This window comes from Mycobacterium branderi, from assembly GCF_010728725.1.
In the GTDB taxonomy this organism is placed as follows: Bacteria; Actinomycetota; Actinomycetes; order Mycobacteriales; family Mycobacteriaceae; genus Mycobacterium; species Mycobacterium branderi.
Genome location: NZ_AP022606.1, coordinates 2,196,759 through 2,213,660 on the forward strand (window position 1 = coordinate 2,196,759; position 16,902 = coordinate 2,213,660).

General features: G+C 64.5%; 18 protein-coding genes. 11 read left to right on the forward strand and 7 right to left on the reverse strand.

From position 1 onward, the window contains the following. Positions 1–62 precede the first annotated feature (62 nt). Both G6N47_RS11335 and G6N47_RS11340 read right to left on the reverse strand, forming a co-directional pair. The gene (locus G6N47_RS11335) at positions 63–407 is read right to left on the reverse strand and encodes a helix-turn-helix domain-containing protein (RefSeq protein WP_083134517.1); all 345 of its coding nucleotides are present in this window, start codon (positions 405–407) and stop codon (positions 63–65) included. Continuing rightward, on the reverse strand, positions 404–1,507 hold the full coding sequence (locus G6N47_RS11340) for a tyrosine-type recombinase/integrase (RefSeq protein ID WP_179966442.1): 1,104 nt from the start codon (positions 1,505–1,507) through the stop codon (positions 404–406). The genes G6N47_RS11335 and G6N47_RS11340 overlap by 4 nt, the downstream gene beginning before the upstream one ends. Positions 1,508–2,084: 577 nt before the next feature. Between G6N47_RS11340 and G6N47_RS11345 the strand changes: the two genes are divergently transcribed. From G6N47_RS11345 to G6N47_RS11355, 3 genes are all read left to right on the forward strand, one after another. Next, complete coding sequence (locus G6N47_RS11345) at positions 2,085–3,053, forward strand: hypothetical protein (RefSeq protein ID WP_083134516.1); 969 nt, start codon at positions 2,085–2,087, stop codon at positions 3,051–3,053. 150 nt (positions 3,054–3,203) lie between these two features. Beyond that, on the forward strand, positions 3,204–3,599 hold the full coding sequence (locus G6N47_RS11350; protein ID WP_083134515.1) for an XRE family transcriptional regulator: 396 nt from the start codon (positions 3,204–3,206) through the stop codon (positions 3,597–3,599). Beyond that, complete coding sequence (locus tag G6N47_RS11355; protein WP_163659622.1) at positions 3,596–4,273, forward strand: RES family NAD+ phosphorylase; 678 nt, start codon at positions 3,596–3,598, stop codon at positions 4,271–4,273. The genes G6N47_RS11350 and G6N47_RS11355 overlap by 4 nt, the downstream gene beginning before the upstream one ends. Before the next feature lie 1,169 nt (positions 4,274–5,442). Here G6N47_RS11355 and G6N47_RS11360 read toward each other — a convergent pair. Then, a complete protein-coding gene (locus G6N47_RS11360) occupies positions 5,443–5,595 on the reverse strand; it encodes a hypothetical protein (protein ID WP_163659624.1) in 153 nt (50 codons plus the stop codon). Between the two features lie 252 nt (positions 5,596–5,847). Next, complete coding sequence (locus G6N47_RS11370) at positions 5,848–6,756, reverse strand: helix-turn-helix domain-containing protein (RefSeq protein ID WP_139799681.1); 909 nt, start codon at positions 6,754–6,756, stop codon at positions 5,848–5,850. Positions 6,757–7,029: 273 nt separating this feature from the next. Between G6N47_RS11370 and G6N47_RS11375 the strand changes: the two genes are divergently transcribed. Both G6N47_RS11375 and G6N47_RS11380 read left to right on the forward strand, forming a co-directional pair. Then, on the forward strand, positions 7,030–7,827 hold the full coding sequence (locus G6N47_RS11375; RefSeq protein WP_163659626.1) for an alpha/beta hydrolase family esterase: 798 nt from the start codon (positions 7,030–7,032) through the stop codon (positions 7,825–7,827). Next, entirely contained in the window at positions 7,824–9,281 is a 1,458-nt protein-coding gene (locus G6N47_RS11380; protein WP_163659628.1) for a CoA transferase, read from the forward strand. Before G6N47_RS11375 ends, G6N47_RS11380 begins: the two co-directional genes overlap by 4 nt. A gap of 38 nt (positions 9,282–9,319) precedes the next feature. Here the strand turns inward: G6N47_RS11380 and G6N47_RS11385 are convergent, their stop codons facing one another. Further along, positions 9,320–9,628: a hypothetical protein gene (locus tag G6N47_RS11385; protein ID WP_179966379.1), complete on the reverse strand. Its 309-nt coding sequence runs from the start codon at positions 9,626–9,628 to the stop codon at positions 9,320–9,322. Here G6N47_RS11385 and G6N47_RS11390 point away from each other — a divergent pair. Both G6N47_RS11390 and G6N47_RS11395 read left to right on the forward strand, forming a co-directional pair. Continuing rightward, positions 9,621–10,292 (forward strand): M15 family metallopeptidase, encoded by a 672-nt coding sequence (locus G6N47_RS11390; RefSeq protein ID WP_083133974.1) that lies wholly within the window; start codon positions 9,621–9,623, stop codon positions 10,290–10,292. The genes G6N47_RS11385 and G6N47_RS11390 overlap by 8 nt on opposite strands. Positions 10,293–10,311: 19 nt before the next feature. After that, the gene (locus tag G6N47_RS11395; protein ID WP_083133973.1) at positions 10,312–11,121 is read left to right on the forward strand and encodes a methyltransferase domain-containing protein; all 810 of its coding nucleotides are present in this window, start codon (positions 10,312–10,314) and stop codon (positions 11,119–11,121) included. Here G6N47_RS11395 and G6N47_RS11400 read toward each other — a convergent pair. Further along, entirely contained in the window at positions 11,118–11,927 is an 810-nt protein-coding gene (locus G6N47_RS11400; RefSeq protein ID WP_083133972.1) for an SDR family oxidoreductase, read from the reverse strand. The two genes, G6N47_RS11395 and G6N47_RS11400, sit on opposite strands and share 4 nt — an antisense overlap. A 68-nt stretch (positions 11,928–11,995) precedes the next feature. Between G6N47_RS11400 and G6N47_RS11405 the strand changes: the two genes are divergently transcribed. The 4 genes from G6N47_RS11405 to G6N47_RS11420 are packed head-to-tail and all read left to right on the forward strand — an operon-like array spanning position 11,996 to position 15,950. After that, positions 11,996–13,573, forward strand: a complete 1,578-nt coding sequence (locus G6N47_RS11405) for a methylmalonyl-CoA mutase family protein (RefSeq protein WP_083133971.1) — start codon at positions 11,996–11,998, stop codon at positions 13,571–13,573. Then, complete coding sequence (locus tag G6N47_RS11410; RefSeq protein WP_083133970.1) at positions 13,574–13,981, forward strand: cobalamin B12-binding domain-containing protein; 408 nt, start codon at positions 13,574–13,576, stop codon at positions 13,979–13,981. Continuing rightward, the gene (locus G6N47_RS11415; RefSeq protein ID WP_083133969.1) at positions 13,966–14,922 is read left to right on the forward strand and encodes an LLM class F420-dependent oxidoreductase; all 957 of its coding nucleotides are present in this window, start codon (positions 13,966–13,968) and stop codon (positions 14,920–14,922) included. Before G6N47_RS11410 ends, G6N47_RS11415 begins: the two co-directional genes overlap by 16 nt. Continuing rightward, positions 14,919–15,950, forward strand: a complete 1,032-nt coding sequence (locus tag G6N47_RS11420; RefSeq protein ID WP_083133968.1) for a CaiB/BaiF CoA transferase family protein — start codon at positions 14,919–14,921, stop codon at positions 15,948–15,950. Before G6N47_RS11415 ends, G6N47_RS11420 begins: the two co-directional genes overlap by 4 nt. Before the next feature lie 32 nt (positions 15,951–15,982). Here the strand turns inward: G6N47_RS11420 and G6N47_RS11425 are convergent, their stop codons facing one another. Beyond that, on the reverse strand, positions 15,983–16,885 hold the full coding sequence (locus G6N47_RS11425; RefSeq protein WP_083133988.1) for a LysR family transcriptional regulator: 903 nt from the start codon (positions 16,883–16,885) through the stop codon (positions 15,983–15,985). Positions 16,886–16,902: the final 17 nt, after the last annotated feature.

The window sequence follows — 16,902 nt, forward strand, 5'->3', positions numbered from 1 at the left end:
GTGTACAGGCGATTTCTCCCTTGACGTGAGGTCGTCCGCGTCCGCGAGCGTGGCCGCTACGGTTATTCGTCATCGCGGATCACCCGTGCCCGGCGCGGGCGCACCGATTTGTTGAGATCCACGACATTGGGAGCAGAGGCTGTGGCTGAGGCGGCTTTCTTGCGCCGCACATCAGTGGCGGTGACGGTAACCAAGTCCTCGACTCCGCAGCCGAAGATGTCACACAACGCGGCGATCATTTGCAGTGAAACCCGCTCTGGCCGTTGGTGAACGACTCGATACACTTGCGGACGCGACAACTGGATGCCGCGTTCGGCAAGGCGGGGAATCAGCTCGGTGCTGTTGTGCATCCCGTGGGCGGCCATGATTTCGGAAAGCCGCCACGCATAGTCGACTCGCCGCTTCATGAGGACTCCTCACCCAACGCAAGAGCATCGGCGATAGTGGCATCGAGCACCCGGCGCAGGGTTCGAGTGCGAAAATCACTGGACACGCAAGTGTAAAGCGCTGTGGTACTTGCATGTTCGTGGCCCATTTGATGCTGCACGAACATCGGATCCCAGCCATCTTCAATAAGATGGGTGGCATAGGAGCGGCGCAACGAGTGGATATCGAGCCCCGCCGATAACTCGAGATCAGTGCAGTAGCGGCGAAACCGCCGCAACAGGGTGTCTTCGGAGACCAAGGCTCCGCGCTCGCTGGGGAACAGATCAATGCCGTCATCCATATTGGGCTGCCCGTAGGCCAGCCAGTCACCGATGACCTCGGGTGTCCAATCGAAAACCGTCAGCACACTACGCCTTTTGTGCGGCGAACCCTTCTTGGCCTTGCCATAGCGCACGTGAACCAGGCCGTAGCGGCCGAACTCGCGGCCATGCGGATTACGAGCGAAGTCCACCGTCTGCAAATGGCGTAGCTCGTTAAACCGTAGGCCATAGGAGTAGGCCAGCTTAAACATCACTGAATCGCGGTAGGCCGGTAACCAGCCCTTCCGGGCGGAGGCGGCGATCAGCGCCACCCGGTCATCGGCGTGATCGAAGAAGTCCTGCAACTCGCGCTTGGTGAACGCTCGTTTGGTCGGCGCTTGCTCGTTGTCCTGGACGTGCGTGGCAGTGTTCCACTCGAAAAACACCTGGGCGGGATGGGTACTAAACCGCTGCTCGCACAACCGATCCCAGCCATAGTCGGGATCGCTGACGTAAGAACAAAACAGCCGCAGCGCGTTCTGATAACCGCGGATCGTCGACTGCCTACGTCCGGACACCGAGCGCAGGTCGCTGAAGAACTCCTCAACCATCGCCGGCGTCCACGTCCACGGAAACTCATTCGTGTAGGAGATGAACCGCTCCACCAGCCGAATCCGGCCCTCGATCGTGTCATGCGCCAAGTTCCGGCACAATTGCTGGTTACGCCAACCCTCCAGCATCTCCTGCACCGTCTGGACTTCTGGATGCAGCAGCGGAACCGAACCCACGACGTACACGCGGCCACTCTTGTCGACGGCCAAAACGACCTCCACAACGGTCTCATCCAATGAATCATTGAATCACCTGATGAATCAATACCACATCGGTACAGGTCCGTCCAGCCCATCGGAGCCGACATGTTGTGCGTGCCGCCGGTGCGCCACCTCAAGCAACCACCGCGCGCACTGCCCTGATGACCTCAAACCAGCTGCTCGAAGCCAGTTTTCGTGTGAGCTGATCGACTCAGCGGCCGTGCCGCGAAGAGGCGGGATTGATTCATCTGATGAAATATGCGGTACTTTTTCATGGATATTGTAGATTATCCATGAAAGGGCTTCGAAGTATGCTGCAGCACAGCATGTTTGCCTCTTCGTGAATATCGAGTCGTACGCCCACTGTCCCGTTGGCGCGTAGCTCTCGGACAACGCCCTGTCCGCCTCTGAATGAGTCGTCGCCGTTGATTCTTACTCGGTAGCCGACCGAACAGGACTTGAACCCGCGCTCCCGCTGTATCAACCCGGCGCTTTACCAACTGCGCTATTAGCCCTAGACGCGGCAACCCGCGCAGGCCAGTCACGGTGCACGGCCTGTGTCAGACGCAGATGGGACGATTGACACGTGGAGGACGACCCGACCGACGACCAGGAGACCGTAACGTCCTGGACGAATCCATGGATTGCCGAGTACAACAGCCGCCAAGCGATGCTGATGGAGATGCGAGCGTTTGAGGTCATCGCGATGACGCGCGATTTGAACTTGACCTCCTACGCGTTCAGCAAGAACGCCGAGGAGCTACAGAACCACATTTGGCGATACCCCGAGATTGGCCAGAGCCAGCCGTTCAACCCCGATGTGGGCGACCCATTCGGCATCGAGCTAGCCCGGCTGTTGGCGAACTTTCTCGCCTCGGTGAAGTCGCTTGTCTCAGGCCAGCGAGCGGTCCTACGCGACATCTGGCCGAAAATTGGAAAACAGCTCTCGGAGTTCGAGAGCGGCGAGTACACCACCAAGCGGCTCGCAGTATTCGAAGCAGACGAGGCGAAATTGCTTGAGGAACTGCGCAACTACTCCCAGCACAAGTTCCTACCCTACTTGAATCCAGCATGGCAGTTCTCGCAGGCGATGCCGATGACGGAGTTTCAATTTCGGTTGCATGTTGAGCCGCTGCTGAAGTGGGATAGTCTGAACGCAGAAGTTCGCAAATATCTTCAGCGACAAGGTGATTCGATTGATCTGCTTCCGATCATCGGGCGCTACACGGCTGCGGTCCGAGAGTTCTACGGTTGGTTCTGGCTCAAGATCGATGAGAAGACGAAGCCTGAGCGCGTCGAATACGATGCGCACGTGGCCGAGTTGATGGTCTTCGGCGAAGAAGTGTTCTTGACACCCGATTGGATCCGGCGGCCTGGTGGAGAACAGCCGCCCGGTTGGAATGGTAAGCGATGGCGTCGCCGGTCGCTAGCGGAGATTCGCCAGAGACGCTGGGCGCTCGGACACCGATCGTTTCGTGGCATCACCGTAGACAATCAAGGCGGCGCTGAGGTTGGCGAGCACCCATGGACGCCGATCCTGTTGCGGGTTCCATAAGCGGCGGTATATCCCGGAAGAGGTCGCCGCGAGCCGTGCGGAGAGCTTATAGGTCAGCTTTCTGGTGTAGTTTTCTGGTATATTGTTGGCTAGGTACGTGGTAGTGTCTGGTGTAGACTAGGCGCCGAACTGGGAAATTGGAGATGTGAGATGCCCGTCTTGACCGCCTCAGCAGCACAGCGACTCGACGACGAGGCGGCGACGCGTTCGATCCGCGAGGTCGCCGCGTACTTGCAGGACGCGGTGGGTCAGCGGGTGGCCGCCGCCCTTGGGGGGCTGGCCGACGCTAAGCAAATCGGCCGCTACGCCCGCGAGAGCGGTCCTGAGCCCCACGGCGCGACCGAACGCCGGCTGCGCGAAGGCTACAAAGTCGTGAAAATGATCGTCGACGCCTACGACGCCAAGACAGCGCGCGCGTGGCTGTTCGGCACTAACACGCGGCTAGATGACCGCGCGCCGATCGAGGTGCTCGGCGCCGCGACCGACACCGCGCAGTTCGCCATGGTTGTACGCGCCGCGCGGCAGGTCGCCAGCTTTCAGTCGTGACCCAAAAGCCCAGCGACCTGCCAGCTCTGTGGCGGGTGGGCTACTACGCCGATCCGTTCGGCTTCACCCCGTTGGATCTTTATTCGTTCAACCACCGGTTTGACGACATCCACCACCGATTCCGCACGCTCTACTGCGCCGCATTGCCGGAAACGTGTCTGCGCGAGGTACTCGCTGACTTTCGCCCCGACCTCGACGCGATGCGCCGCCACGTTGAGCGCTATGGGCCTGAGGCCGCCGACGACTTCACACCGGCGCCGGTGACCGCTAGGTGGCGCGCACAGCACGTCCTCGTTCCCGTCGATCTGCGGCTCGACGGCCCCCTCATCGATCTCACCGACTTGTCCACCCGCCAGAAGATCGAGGAACGTCACATCGAACTGCTGGTCGAGCACGGCCTGGAACACCTCGATCTACACGAGATCACAACAAGCCGCCGCGTGATCACCCAGACGATCGCCGCGGACCTATTCGACCGAGGCGCCAGTGCCGTGCGCTTTCCGTCTCGCCTGGACGGCAACCCGTGCGTTGCGCTTTTCGAAAAGCGTGGCACCGTCAGCGCGGCCGGCGACCCCATCGCACTCACCGACCCACCGCCCGAAGCGCTCGCAACGGTTGCCGCGGCATGGGGGCTGGTGCTGGAGCCCGCGGCCGCAGCCAACTACGACAACTGAACTCCATGGCTGGCGTCAGCTAACGAACATCCGATGTGCTGAGATTGACCGCTTGCATCCTGCGGAGGGGAGGCGAGCGCAACTGACAGAGGTTCGAATCAGGCGATCAAACTCAGTCTGGACTTCGAATCCATGGGGCCAAAATGGGGCCAACGAATCAGATGAGCTGATCCAACTCGTCTGATTGACGGTCTCACGTCCGTCCTGACCAGCTGAAACACAAAGATGTAAGCCACAACTCCGCCTGAAAAGCGGAAGGTCGCCGGTTCGATCCCGGCCCTGGCCACCAAACATCAGTGCAGGTAGTGGGCTCAGCAGCATCACTCGACACCACCCGTGGCCGGGCCTTCGGCGATTTCATGCGGCCAATATACGGCCAAGTCGCGGATTGGCCGCATGGCGGAAGATCGCCCACCATCAAACGAGCGGTTGTCAGGCCGCGACCGCTCTGGATTGCGCGCCAACCACATCGCTAAGCGCGAGAACCGGTAGTGCTGCCATTGCTCGCTTCGGCTTCGTGGTGGATCCGGCGAGTGTGCTGGACGATCCTGTCCGATCGCGCTAGTCGTGCCATGGCCTACGTCGGCGGCCGTCACCAACGAAGCCGACCAATACCACCGCGGCGATGACACCGGTATCCACCAGATGCGCCGCGGCACCAAACACGCCGCCGCCCACGCCTTACACACGATCGCGACCGCCAACGACGACCGGGCCCGCACCATGCACACCGTCGCCGCGGCCACCGCGCGCAAGCCTGGAGCCGACACACCGCCCAAAACCGCGCCCGCGAAGTCTCCTACCAACGCTTCATCGACGCCCGCCAGCAGGCCACTCGGCGCCAGCACAGCCGCAGCTGTGGCCGCAGCCAGGGATACGGGCTCGAATTGTGAACGCGGGGAACAACTTCAGGCAACAGAACCGGAAACCGTCTTGTGTTACCGCTCGCGCCGTGGCCTCGGCTCATCGACGCGGAACACGTTTACCGGCAGACCCCGCATCGGAATCGCGCGGACCGCACCTGTTTCCTGCCAGGACAATGACTGCGACCCCAGCCTCTCGGCGCAACCGCCCCTTCGATGACCTCGCTGGCCAGGGTGGGAGGTGAGGAGTTTGGTCGCTGATATCGAGCCTGGCTTTAGCTGCCGGGTCGTTAGCTGCCGCCTCGGTCACGGCGGCGACCGCGCGTACTGGGAGCTGAACACGGTGACGAAATCCAGTAGCGCCGCCTCGAGGGTCGCGCGATCGTCGAGCGCTGCACTCCATAGCACAGAGACTGGCGGCGCCAGCCGCTCGCGGATGTGATCGCTCAGGCGAAGCACGAATGCCGAGCGAGCGGAAAATACAGATAGAACGTTGCCCGCCCAAGGCCTGCCTCGCGGACCAGCCGGGCGATGCTCACCTCGGCGAACGGCGTCCCGTCAGCGCACAACGTGTCAACGGCCGCAAACAGTCGCCGCTCGACGTCCGGGCGGCGTTCATCACGCGGCGCCCTGCCGCTGATCGCAGGATGCCCGCTGGTGAAGACATCTCGTCGAGGAGAATGCCCGGGGTGCAGCAGATTGCGGCTTCTCTCAGTCGCAGGCAATCACTTTGAAATGCCGGCCACTCATGATCATCCCCGGGTGAAACCCGAACATCTCCTTGTATGCATGGCTGAAGTGCGACGAATCGTGAAAACCGAACTCGTGGGCGAGCTCGGTGAGTAGCTGGCCTTCCGACCAGGCTGAAAGCGCTTTCCAGACCGCAGTTGTGCGGGCGAAGTGAGACACCGTGTAGCCAACCTGTTCTTTGAACAGGTGCCGCAGGCGGTCGGGGGAGAGGTGGACCTCCTCGGCAATCGCGTTCAACGACACATCCTCCAGTCGGCGCTGCTGGATTACTCCCAACGCGGGCTCGACGCGAGGGTCGTAGTCCGGAGTGCATGGGTACACACCGGTTATGGCGTGCACCATGTCTCGCCGAAGATCGGGAATCCCTTCACCGTCTAGCTCACCCACGTACGCCTGTTCCAGGCGCGGCATCAATGTGTCGAACACCTCCAGATCCAGCGGCACAACTGACTGGCCAGCCATGAACAGCGACAGCGTGGTGTACTCCGGCGTCGATACCGCCATGTCAAGCAGGACGTACCCGGAATTCCTGGCGATGATCTGGCGGCGACGAACGTCCGAAGACATCAGGACCGCGCGTGTTTTCAGCCATGAGCCGTTCGAGAACTCGATTTCGAAGGGCGCTCGCAGGGCGATCATCACCCGGATGGACGGGCGCCGGTTGGGTTGTTCCCCGTGGTCGACGATGAAACTGGGTGCCAGCAAAAGGATGCCGCGCGGCCAGTAGTAAATGACCGCACCTTCCGGGAACGACGCCTTGGCCTTTTGCCCTGGGTTGACGCGAGTGGCTGGCGCTCGTCCCGCTGTCTGACCGGAGTTGGTCTTCGCCACAGACGCAATTGTTAGCCACGCAGTGGCCGAGAGATGCAAAAAGCGGCTGACTTTTCTGATGGCCGGGGTCCTAGCCGCCTTCTACAAGCCCGCACTGCAAACCGCTGCATACGGTCGCCATTAGAAGTGCTGGACCTGTTGCCGCCGCGGAGGACATCAATGACACAACGTAAGCAGTGCGTGGTCGGATCCGCGGGCAGGCTACGTCCAGACGTAGTGGCGCCGCAGGGGTCGCTGACCATCGGCGGGCGGCGCCGCACATTCATCACCGTCTCGGGCCGCATCCGACAGCGCCGCCCGGCGCTGGTGTTGATGTTGCACGGCACGATGCAGACCGCCCGCAACATTCGTCCGTTTGCCGGATACAGCTTCGATACCTATGCGGTCGGTGGGCGGGTCGTGGTGATCTATCCCGATGCGATTCGCCGCGAATGGAACGGTGCCCGCAAGGCAATGATGCTGTCAGAACGCGCCAAGCACATCGACGACCTGGGCTTCATCCGTGGTGTCATCGGCCATGCAGTCGCTGCCGAAAACGTCGATCCCACAAAGGTTTTCGTGGCTGGGTTTTCGCTTGGCGGTCAGATGGCAATCCGGCTCATTCACGAAATCCCTGAACTACTCGCGGGAGCCGCGGTGCTGAGCGCAAATTTGCCCAGCCCGGACAACTTTGTCGTTGACCGAGACGCCGAACTTGCTTTGCCCGTATTGACAATCCACGGCACCGCCGACCCACTTGCACCGTTCAACGGTGGTGCGGTCGGCTTCCACGGACATCTCCTGAAGGGCATACACCTATCAGCGCCGGAAACCGCCAGATACTTCGCCGCACGCAACGGCATCACCGGCGCGCCGACCATCACGCAGCTGCCGCATCAGCGCGTTCCCGGTAAACCAACGTCCGTGGCTCGCCACGACTACGCGAGGCCCGGTGGTCTGCCTGTCCGGTTCTATACCGTGCACGGCGGGGGCCATGTGCTCCCAAATCCCACACACACATTCGCGCAATGGTTTTGGGGACCGTCGACCCGCGATATTTGTGCCGCCGATGCGGTTGCCGACTTCTTCGGCCTACCTGTAGCAATCCCCGGAAGAGAGGCGACAACATGAACAGCAACGCCGCATTCGACCCCACCCACGCGCTCAATGCGTTGCTCGCTGAGGTGGGCCTGTCGACCGCCGATGCCGGCGGCGTCGTCACTTTCGCGGGGCGAGACCCTATCCTGCCGGCACGCCACCGCCTCGGTGCCTGTATCGGCATTCCCATGATGGGCAACGCTGTTGCCGCAGCTGCCATGCTGCGCCACCGCGGCGGTCCCGATCAAGACCTGCACTTAGACCTGCGCCAAGCGGTACACCACATCACCCCGCACGCATACTGGCATCCGACCGTGGCGGGTGAGCTTCCGTCGTTCGCGCTGGTGCCCGATAACCCGTTTCTGTTGCTTCCCTACCGCTCTCGCGACGGGCGCATTGTGATGGCCTCCGGGGTCTACCCGCACCTGGCCGCCAAATGGTGCCGGTTTCTAGATGTGCCACCAGATTTCGATAAGGTCGCATCCGCGTTCGCCGGTTGGGACGCCTTCGAACTTGAAGAAGCCGCCAATAAGGCGACGCTGCCACTGTGTGTGGCGCGCACGCCCGACGAGTGGCTGGCTCACCCACAGGGCGCGCTGCTCGCCACGCAGCCCGTCATCGGGTTGACCCGCATCGGTGACGCGCAACCGCGTCGGCTTGGTCCCGCCGAGCGCGCCTTCGATGGGGTGCGGGTGCTCTCGTTTACCCACGCCATCGCTGGGCCGACCGTGGGCCGCACCTTGGCCGAGCACGGCGCCGACGTGCTGTGTGCAACGCGCCCGATGGACTACGAGCACGACTTCATCTACGCCGAGGCCAACATCGGATCGCGCAGCGCCAACCTCGATCTCACGACTGAAAAGGGCAAAGGCCAGGTCGAGCGGCTGCTGGCCGACGCGCACGTCGTCGTCAACAACCATCGCGGCTCGAAACTGGAAAAACTCGGCATCGACCCTAATCAGCTCGCCGAAACCCATCCCGGCCTAGTCCATGTCTCGGTGACCTGCTACGGGTCGTCAGGCCCGTGGGCACAACGCGGCGGATTCGACATGAACGGCTCAGCCGCGTCGGGACTCATGACCATCGAAGGCGGCGACGGCGACCCCAAGTTGCCACCGACGGGCATGATCAATGACTTCATCACCGGATATATGGGCGCACTCGGTGCCGCGGCCGGTCTGATAAAACAAGCCAACGAAGGCGGCAGTTGGCACGTCACCGTCAATCTCACCCGCACCGCGATGTGGTATCAAACCCTCGGGCTCGTGGACCCGAGCGCGGCCGGAGCCGACGGCGAGCACAGCCTCCGTGAGCCTGCTGCCTGCGACGCGCAAACTCCCCTCGGCGATATCCACATGCTCGCTCCACCAGTCACTTTCAGCCACACCACCCCGCGCTGGGCCGACCCCATCCTGGTGCCGAAAGGATCGAGCCGCCCGGAGTGGATGACCCAGAGTGCCGATAAGTCGGCGGTCGGCGGAGAGTAGTCGAATGACCGATTTCTGGATCGATGTGCTGCGCGAGGTCAGTAATCGGCGGGCTGATTGAAGATGACCGCAAGGCTGACGACCTTGCCGTCACGCACGCTGAAGTAGTTTGTCAGGACAAGATCGTCGGGCAGGTTGGTCCGGTCGAAAGTGCCGTCGCAGGCGCCGCGCACCACGGTATCGCCGTAGTGATCGAGCACCCCGCGCACTTCGATCGTCACCTTGTCGCCGACCATCTCCTTGGCCACCCAGCGCGTGGCGGCGGCGACGGCGGGCTTGGCCGACGCAGCCGACGCCCGCCGCTGACCCGCCGGGCGGTTTTCGCGAGACAATGCTGAAATGCTCATTGCCCGACGCGCACTGGTCGCACTGCTACTCGTAGCGTGCAGCACCTTTTGTGGACGCGCCAACGCCGACGTGCCACCGGTCAGCGCGAAAGCGCAGGCGGCGGGTTTCGTCGACGTCCGCAGCTATGTTCCGGACGCCATCATCGACTTGCGCTACGCGACGCCCAACAATTTCACCGGCGCACCACTGTATCCGGCCGACGCGCGCTGCCTGGTACACGAATCCATGGCGCCGGGCCTCGCAACGGCCGCCAATGCTTTGCGTCAGCAGGGTCAGGCCCTGGTGTTCTGGGACTGCTATCGGCCGCACGACGTCCAGGTCCGAATGTTCCAAGTTATGCCGAACCCCGCCTGGGTGGCGCGGCCCGGCCAGTACGCACACAGCCACGAGGCCGGCCGCTCGGTCGACGTGACGACGGCAAGCACGCAGTGCCCACCTCAGAGACGCTGCTTCGCCGACATGGGAACCGATTTCGACGATTTCACGCCCCGAGCCCATGCCTCGGCCACCGACGGAGTCAGCCCCGACGCGCAGGCGAACCGGGCACGGCTGCGCAACGCGATGAACGCCGGCGGGCTGACCGTGTACTCCGGCGAGTGGTGGCATTTCGACGGCGACGGTGCCTACGCGGACCGGCCGATCCTCGACGTCCCGGTGAACTGACTTCACATACGGTAGGGCCATGACCCGCGACGCCGTCTATACCCACGGCCACCACGAGTCGGTGCTGCGCTCTCATCGCCAGCGCACGGCGGAGAACTCCGCGGGCTACCTCTTACCGCATCTGCGCCAGGGGATCTCCCTGTTGGACATTGGCTGCGGGCCCGGGACCATCACCGTCGACCTCGCCGCACGCGTCGCGCCCGGTCAGGTCACCGCCGTCGACACCGCTGACGACGCATTGGCCGCGGCACGCGCGGAAGCACGGGCGCGCAACCTCTCCAACATCTCCTTCGCCACCGCCGACGTGCACGCGCTCGAATTCGACGACGGCACATTCGATGTCGTGCACGCCCATCAAGTGTTGCAGCACGTCGCCGATCCGGTTCAGGCGCTACGGGAGATGCGACGCGTGTGCGCGCCGGGCGGTATCGTCGCCGCGCGCGACGCCGACTACGCCGGATTCACCTGGTATCCGCAGCTTCCCACACTCGACCGCTGGCTGGACCTCTACGAACAGGCGGCTCGCGCCAACGGCGGTGAGCCCGACGCCGGCCGGCGCCTGCTGTCCTGGGCTCAACAGGCCGGATTCGACGACATCACCCCTACCGCCGGAATCTGGTGCTTCGCCACGCCAGACGACCGAGACTGGTGGGGTGGCATGTGGGCCGACCGAATTCTCGAGTCGGCCCTGGCCCGCCAGCTCGTCGAGTCAGGGATGGCGACCACTGCAGAACTCACCGAAATCGCCTCCGCCTGGCGCCAGTGGGCCGCAGCCCCTGACGGCTGGCTGGCGATCCCGCATGGCGAAATCCTTTGCCGGAAGACCTAATCCAAAAACAGGTCCGGAATCGGCTCTTCTCCGCCGCCATACCGCGACAGGTCGCCGCCGAGCACGTCCGCGTCGATGAAGCAGTTGCCGGTCGCCTCTCGTGCGGGACGCGAGATGATCTCGACGGCCGCATCGCCCATGATCTCCGGACTGCGCGACGACAACGCCAGCCGGTCGCCGTCGGGCATGTTCGTCACCGCGGCGGTCGCGATATATGTCTGCGGCCACAGGCAATTCACCGCAATCCCGTCGTCGGCGTATTCGGCCGCCCAGCCCAGCGACAGCAGCGTCATCCCGTATTTCGATAGCGTGTAGGCCGGGTGAGCGCCCAGCCAGCGCGGGTTCATGTTGACCGGCGGCGAAATCGTCAGCACATGCGGGTTCGACGACGTCCGCAGGTGCGGCAGGCACGCTCGGGTCAGCAGAAACGTGCCGCAGATGTTGACGTCCTGCATCAGGTCGAACTTCTTGGCCGACAGGTTCTCGGTGGGGTCGGTCGCGATCGCGCTGGCGTTGTTCACGCAGACGTCCACCCCACCGAACCGCTCGACCGCCGCGTCGACGGCCCACTGCACGTCCTCTTCGCGGCGCACGTCGCCGACGACCGCCAGCGCCTTGCCGCCGGCGGCCTCCACCTCCGCGGCCGCGGTGTGCACAGTGCCGGGCAACCGGGGGTGGGGCTGGTCGGTCTTGGCCAGCAGCACCACGTTGGCGCCCCGCCGCGCGGCCGCAACACCGATCGCCAGGCCGATCCCGCGGCTGGCGCCGGAGATCACCACCGTGCGGTCACTAAAAGTGCTCATCATTCTCCTTTGGCCTGGTCAGCAGGACCCGGTATTGGCATTCTCTTTTTTTGCAAGTACGTTATCAGTCGATGGACAACCAGACTCAGACCTCATCCGGCATCCCGCTGGAACCCGTATACGGGCCGGGGGAGCGTGGTGCCGAGCCGCCGCCACCGGGCACCTATCCATTCACCCGGGGCAACTTCGCCAGCGGTTACCGCGGCAAGCTCTGGACGTTCCGCCAGTACTCCGGGTTCGGCACCGCCGAGGAATCCAACCGCCGCTATCGGTACCTGCTGGAGCAGGGCGGAACGGGCCTGTCGGTGGCGCTCGACCTGCCCACCCAGTGCGGCTTCGACTCCGACGACCCCGAGGTCGGCGAGGAGGTCGGCCGGGTCGGCGTCGCGGTGGACACCCTCGCCGACGCCGAGATCCTGTTCGACGGCATCCCGCTGGAGCGGATCAGTACCAGCTTCACCATCAACGGCACGGCGGCGATCTTGCTGGCGTTCTACGTGGCTGCCGCCGAACGCAAAGGGGTGCCGCGGGGCAAGCTGACCGGGACCATCCAGAACGACATCCTCAAGGAATACGCATCGCGCGGCACCTGGATCTGGCCGCCCGAGCCATCGCTGCGGCTGATCGCCGACACCATCGAGTTCTGCGCGGGGGAAGTCCCCAAGTTCAACGCGATTTCGGTAGCCGGGGCGCATTTCCGCGACGCCGGCGCCAACGCCGTGCAGGAGATGGCGTTCACGCTGGCCGACGGGGTCACCTACTGCGACACCGTGGTCGAGCGTGGGCGCATGACCATCGACGAATTCGCGCCGCAGATCTCCTTCTTCTTCTACACCCACGGCGACTTCTTCGAAGAGATCGCGAAATACCGTGCGGGACGCCGTCGTTGGGCCACGATCGTGCGGGAACGCTACGGCGCCAAGACCGACAAGGCATCGATGTTCCGGTTCGGCTGCGTGTGCGGCGGGGCGTCACTGTATGCCCCCCAGGCCCACAACAACGTCGTCCGGGTCGCCTACGAGGCAATGGCTGCGGTGCTCGGCGGCGTCCAGTCGATGTTCACCGCCGCCTGGGACGAGCCGTTTGCGCTGCCCACCGAAGAAACGACCACGCTGGCGCTGCGCACCCAGCAGATCCTGGCCCACGAAACCGGCGTCGCCCGGGTCGCCGATCCGCTCGGCGGCTCCTACTTCGTCGAGGCACTCACCGACGAGACCGAGGCCCGCATCATCGAGATCATGCACGATCTCGAACAGCACGGCGGAATGGTGCGTGCCATCGAGGACGGCTACCTGCAGGGCCTGATCGCCGACGAGGCCTACCGGATCCACCAGGAAATCGAGTCGGGCGAGCGACCGGTGGTCGGCGTCAACCGGTTCGTCACGCCCGAGCCGCCGCCCGAAATTCACACCTACGAACTCGACCCGGAAGGCCGCGATCTGCAACTGAAGCGGCTGTCCAAGGTAAAGGCCGAAAGAGATTCGGCCGCAGTCCAATCCAGCCTCGCCGCATTGTCCCGCGCCGCCGAACGAACCGACAACCTCATGCACAAACTGATCGACTGTGCCAACGCCTACTGCACGGTCGGCGAGATGGTCTCCGCGCTGAAAGCGGTGTGGGGCGAATTCGAACAGCCGGTGGTGTTTTAGATGGCAGTACGCGTTCTCATCGCCAAACCCGGTCTGGACGGGCACGACCGCGGCGCCAAGATCGTCGCGCGCACCCTGCGCGACGCCGGCTTCGAGGTGATATACACCGGCATCCGGCAGCGCATCGAGGACATCGCGTCGATCGCCGTGCAGGAAGACGTCGCGCTCGTCGGGCTGAGCATCCTGTCCGGCGCGCACGTTGCGCTCACCACCCGCACCATCGAGGCACTGCGTGCGGCCGACGCCGGTGACATCGCCGTCGTCGTCGGAGGCACTATCCCCGAGGCCGACGTACCCAAGCTATTGGATGCCGGCGCGGCGGCGGTGTTTCCGACCGGCACACCGCTGGACACCCTGGTGCAAGAGATCCGCAGGCTTACCGAGGAGGAATCGTGCGTCTCGGAGTAATGATCGGCGCCGAGCGTGGCGATTCGGCCCGCAAGGTCACCAAGCTGCTCGACGACATCGAGTGGGCCGAGTCCGTGGGCATGGACACCGCCTGGATTCCCCAGGTGCCCAACGACTTCGACGCGCTGACGGCCGTTGCGCTGATGACGACGCGCACCACCCGGATCGAGCTGGGCACTGCGGTCGTGCCGCTGCAGGCCCAGCACCCGATTGCGTTGGCGCGCCAAGCGTTATCGGTGCACGCCGCCGCCGGCGGGCGCCTGGCGCTGGGCGTGGGGCCGTCGCATCACTGGATCATCGGCGACATGCTGGGCCTGCCCTACGAGCGGCCGGCCGCCTACACCCGCGACTACCTCGACGTGCTTGCCGCCGCCTTTAGCGGTCCCGGCCCGGTCGACGTCGAGAACGAGACGTTCACCGTGCACAACCCGTTGGACCTCGCGCCGGTCGCCCCGCTGCCGGTGCTGATCGCCGCGCTGGGCCCGGTGATGCTGACGCTCGCGGGGGAGCGCGCCGACGGAACCGTGCTGTGGATGGCCGACGAGCGGGCGTGCGCCGAACACGTGGTCCCGCGCATCACCAAGGCGGCCGACAATGCGGGCCGCCCCGCTCCGCGGATCATTGCCGGGATCCCGGTATGTGTCTGCGCACCAAGCCAAGTCGACGCCGCACGGGAGCGCGCCAACCGGATCCTCGGCGAGGCCGAGGTGTCGCCGAACTATCAGCGGCTGCTGAGTTACGGCGATGCCAAGGACGTCGGCGACATCTGCGCGGCCGGCGACGAGGAGGCCATCCTGGCGCGGTTCCGCCGGTTCGCCGACGCCGGGGTGACCGACCTGTCGGTGCGGTTGCTGCCTTTGGGCGACAACCGCGACGAGCTGATCGCGTCCAAACGCCGCACCCGCGAAGTCATCGCGGCGCTGGGCACCGAGGTGCGATGACGGCGCCGCTCGCCGGCATCCGGATCCTCGAGGTCGGCACCATGCTGGCCGGGCCGTACGCCACCATGCTGTTGGCCGACCTGGGCGCGCAAGTCACCAAGATCGAGCCACTCGACGGCGAGATCTCGCGGAAAGTCAGCGACAGCTATTTCGCCAGCCTGAACCGCAACAAGGACAGCATCCGGCTGGACCTCAATTCCCAAGAGGGCCAAGGCAAGCTGGGTGAGCTCGTCGCGCAATCCCATGCGCTGCTGGTCAACCTGAAGCCGTCGGCGATCCGCCGACTCGGCCTGGCGTACGAGGCGCTGCGCGGCTACAACGAGCGGATTGTGTGCGTCGCGATCACCGGTTTCGGGTTGAACGGCGGCGACGACCCGGCATTCGACTACGTCGTGCAGGCAGCCACCGGGGTGGCTGCGTTGACCGGTGATCCCGACGGGCCGCCGACGCTGCCGGGCTACTCCTCGGCCGACAACTCCACGGGTCTCGCGGCCGCGCTCGGGCTGCTGGCGCAGATCGTGTCCGGCCACGGCGGCCAGGTCGACGTGTCGCTGCGCGACGTGATGCTCTCGCAGCTCAACTACCACGCCTCGGCGTATCTCAACGACGGCGTCGAGCCGCAGCGCCGGGCCTATGGCGCGCACTCGTATTACGTTCCCGCGCAGATGTTCTCGACCGCCGACGGCTACCTTGCCCTGTTCATCACCCACGACGGCTTCTGGAAATCCTTCGCCGGTGAGGCGGGTATTGCGGGCTTCGAGACAATGGCGGAGCGGGTGGCGCGAGCCGACGAGGTGCGCGCGGTGGTCGCGGCGGCGTTGGCCACCGACACCGCTGTGAGTTGGGAAGCCCGACTGCGTCCCCTCGGGATACCCGCAGCCGCAGTGCGCACACTGCCCGAGGCACTGAAAGCCACCCCAGAGATCGTTGTTACTGCAGGCGATTTCCGCCTGGTCGGCAACCCGATCCGCGTCGCTGGCTACGAGCCGGATTACCGGCCGCCACCAAAGTTGGGCGAGCAGACGTAAAAGTCGCCATGTCCTCGGCGTGCCGGATACCTTTACGTCTGCTCGGGGGGCCCGGTGAGGTGTGCTTCGGCCAGTTTGCGGAAAGCCGCCACCAGACGGCTGCGGTCGTCGGCACGACTGGCCAACACAACGTGGCTGGGCTCGATGCCCTCGATGGGAATCGTGGTTAGGTCGGGCCGCAACGCGCTTGCGCGCACGCCTGCCGAAATGACCACCGCCTGCCCGGCGGCGACCACTTCAAACTTGTCTTCGAGCGCCTCGATGAAGGGACCGTCGGGTGCGCGCCGCCCGTCAGGCCGCGGATCGACGCGCCAGAACGCGCTCCACGCCGGGTCGGAATCACGCATCCGCGGCATCGGCTCGTCGGCGATGTCGTCAAGGGTGATCGATTCCTTACCGGCCAGGCGATGGTCCAGCGGCACCACCAATACGCGCGGCTCGTCGTAGAGGATCGTCACGTGCAGCTGGTCGGTCGGAAACGGTAGCCGGGCCACTACAGCATCCACCCGGTGATCGAGCAGGGCCTCGCGGGCGCCGGTCCATTCCAGGTGCACAGCCTGCACGTCGGCGTCGGGGTATTGGCGGCGCAATTCGCGCACCGCCGGCGTGACGATCAGCCCCGACGTGTAGCCGATGGTGATACGGCTGGGCTGGGCGGCAGCGCGAGCCTGTGCCGCTGCGCGGGCGGCTGAGCGCAACAGTGACTTCGCCGACGGGAGGAACGCTTCGCCGGCCTCGGTGAGTTGGGTGCCCTGCGGAGTGCGGTCCAGCAGCCGGGCACCGAGCTGCTGTTCTAGCCGGCGGATCTGGCGACTCAGCGACGGCTGCGCCACGCGCAGAGCCGTCGCCGCGCGCCCGAAGTGCCGCTGGTCGGCCACCTCGACGAAATACCGGACCAGCCGCAGATCGAGATCGACGAACGGCGACTCGGACATACTCGCATCGTAATCGC

What these genes read in the sequence shown, in the direction of transcription:
- G6N47_RS11335 (WP_083134517.1), bottom strand. Translation starts at nt 407, where the DNA reads ATGAAGCGGCGAGTCGACTATGCGTGGCGGCTTTCCGAAATCATGGCC.
- G6N47_RS11350 (WP_083134515.1), top strand. Translation starts at nt 3,204, where the DNA reads ATGCCCGTCTTGACCGCCTCAGCAGCACAGCGACTCGACGACGAGGCG.
- G6N47_RS11375 (WP_163659626.1), top strand. Translation starts at nt 7,030, where the DNA reads ATGTTGCACGGCACGATGCAGACCGCCCGCAACATTCGTCCGTTTGCC.
- G6N47_RS11380 (WP_163659628.1), top strand. Translation starts at nt 7,824, where the DNA reads ATGAACAGCAACGCCGCATTCGACCCCACCCACGCGCTCAATGCGTTG.
- G6N47_RS11390 (WP_083133974.1), top strand. Translation starts at nt 9,621, where the DNA reads ATGCTCATTGCCCGACGCGCACTGGTCGCACTGCTACTCGTAGCGTGC.
- G6N47_RS11385 (WP_179966379.1), bottom strand. Translation starts at nt 9,628, where the DNA reads ATGAGCATTTCAGCATTGTCTCGCGAAAACCGCCCGGCGGGTCAGCGG.
- G6N47_RS11395 (WP_083133973.1), top strand. Translation starts at nt 10,312, where the DNA reads ATGACCCGCGACGCCGTCTATACCCACGGCCACCACGAGTCGGTGCTG.
- G6N47_RS11400 (WP_083133972.1), bottom strand. Translation starts at nt 11,927, where the DNA reads ATGATGAGCACTTTTAGTGACCGCACGGTGGTGATCTCCGGCGCCAGC.
- G6N47_RS11405 (WP_083133971.1), top strand. Translation starts at nt 11,996, where the DNA reads ATGGACAACCAGACTCAGACCTCATCCGGCATCCCGCTGGAACCCGTA.
- G6N47_RS11410 (WP_083133970.1), top strand. Translation starts at nt 13,574, where the DNA reads ATGGCAGTACGCGTTCTCATCGCCAAACCCGGTCTGGACGGGCACGAC.
- G6N47_RS11420 (WP_083133968.1), top strand. Translation starts at nt 14,919, where the DNA reads ATGACGGCGCCGCTCGCCGGCATCCGGATCCTCGAGGTCGGCACCATG.
- G6N47_RS11425 (WP_083133988.1), bottom strand. Translation starts at nt 16,885, where the DNA reads ATGTCCGAGTCGCCGTTCGTCGATCTCGATCTGCGGCTGGTCCGGTAT.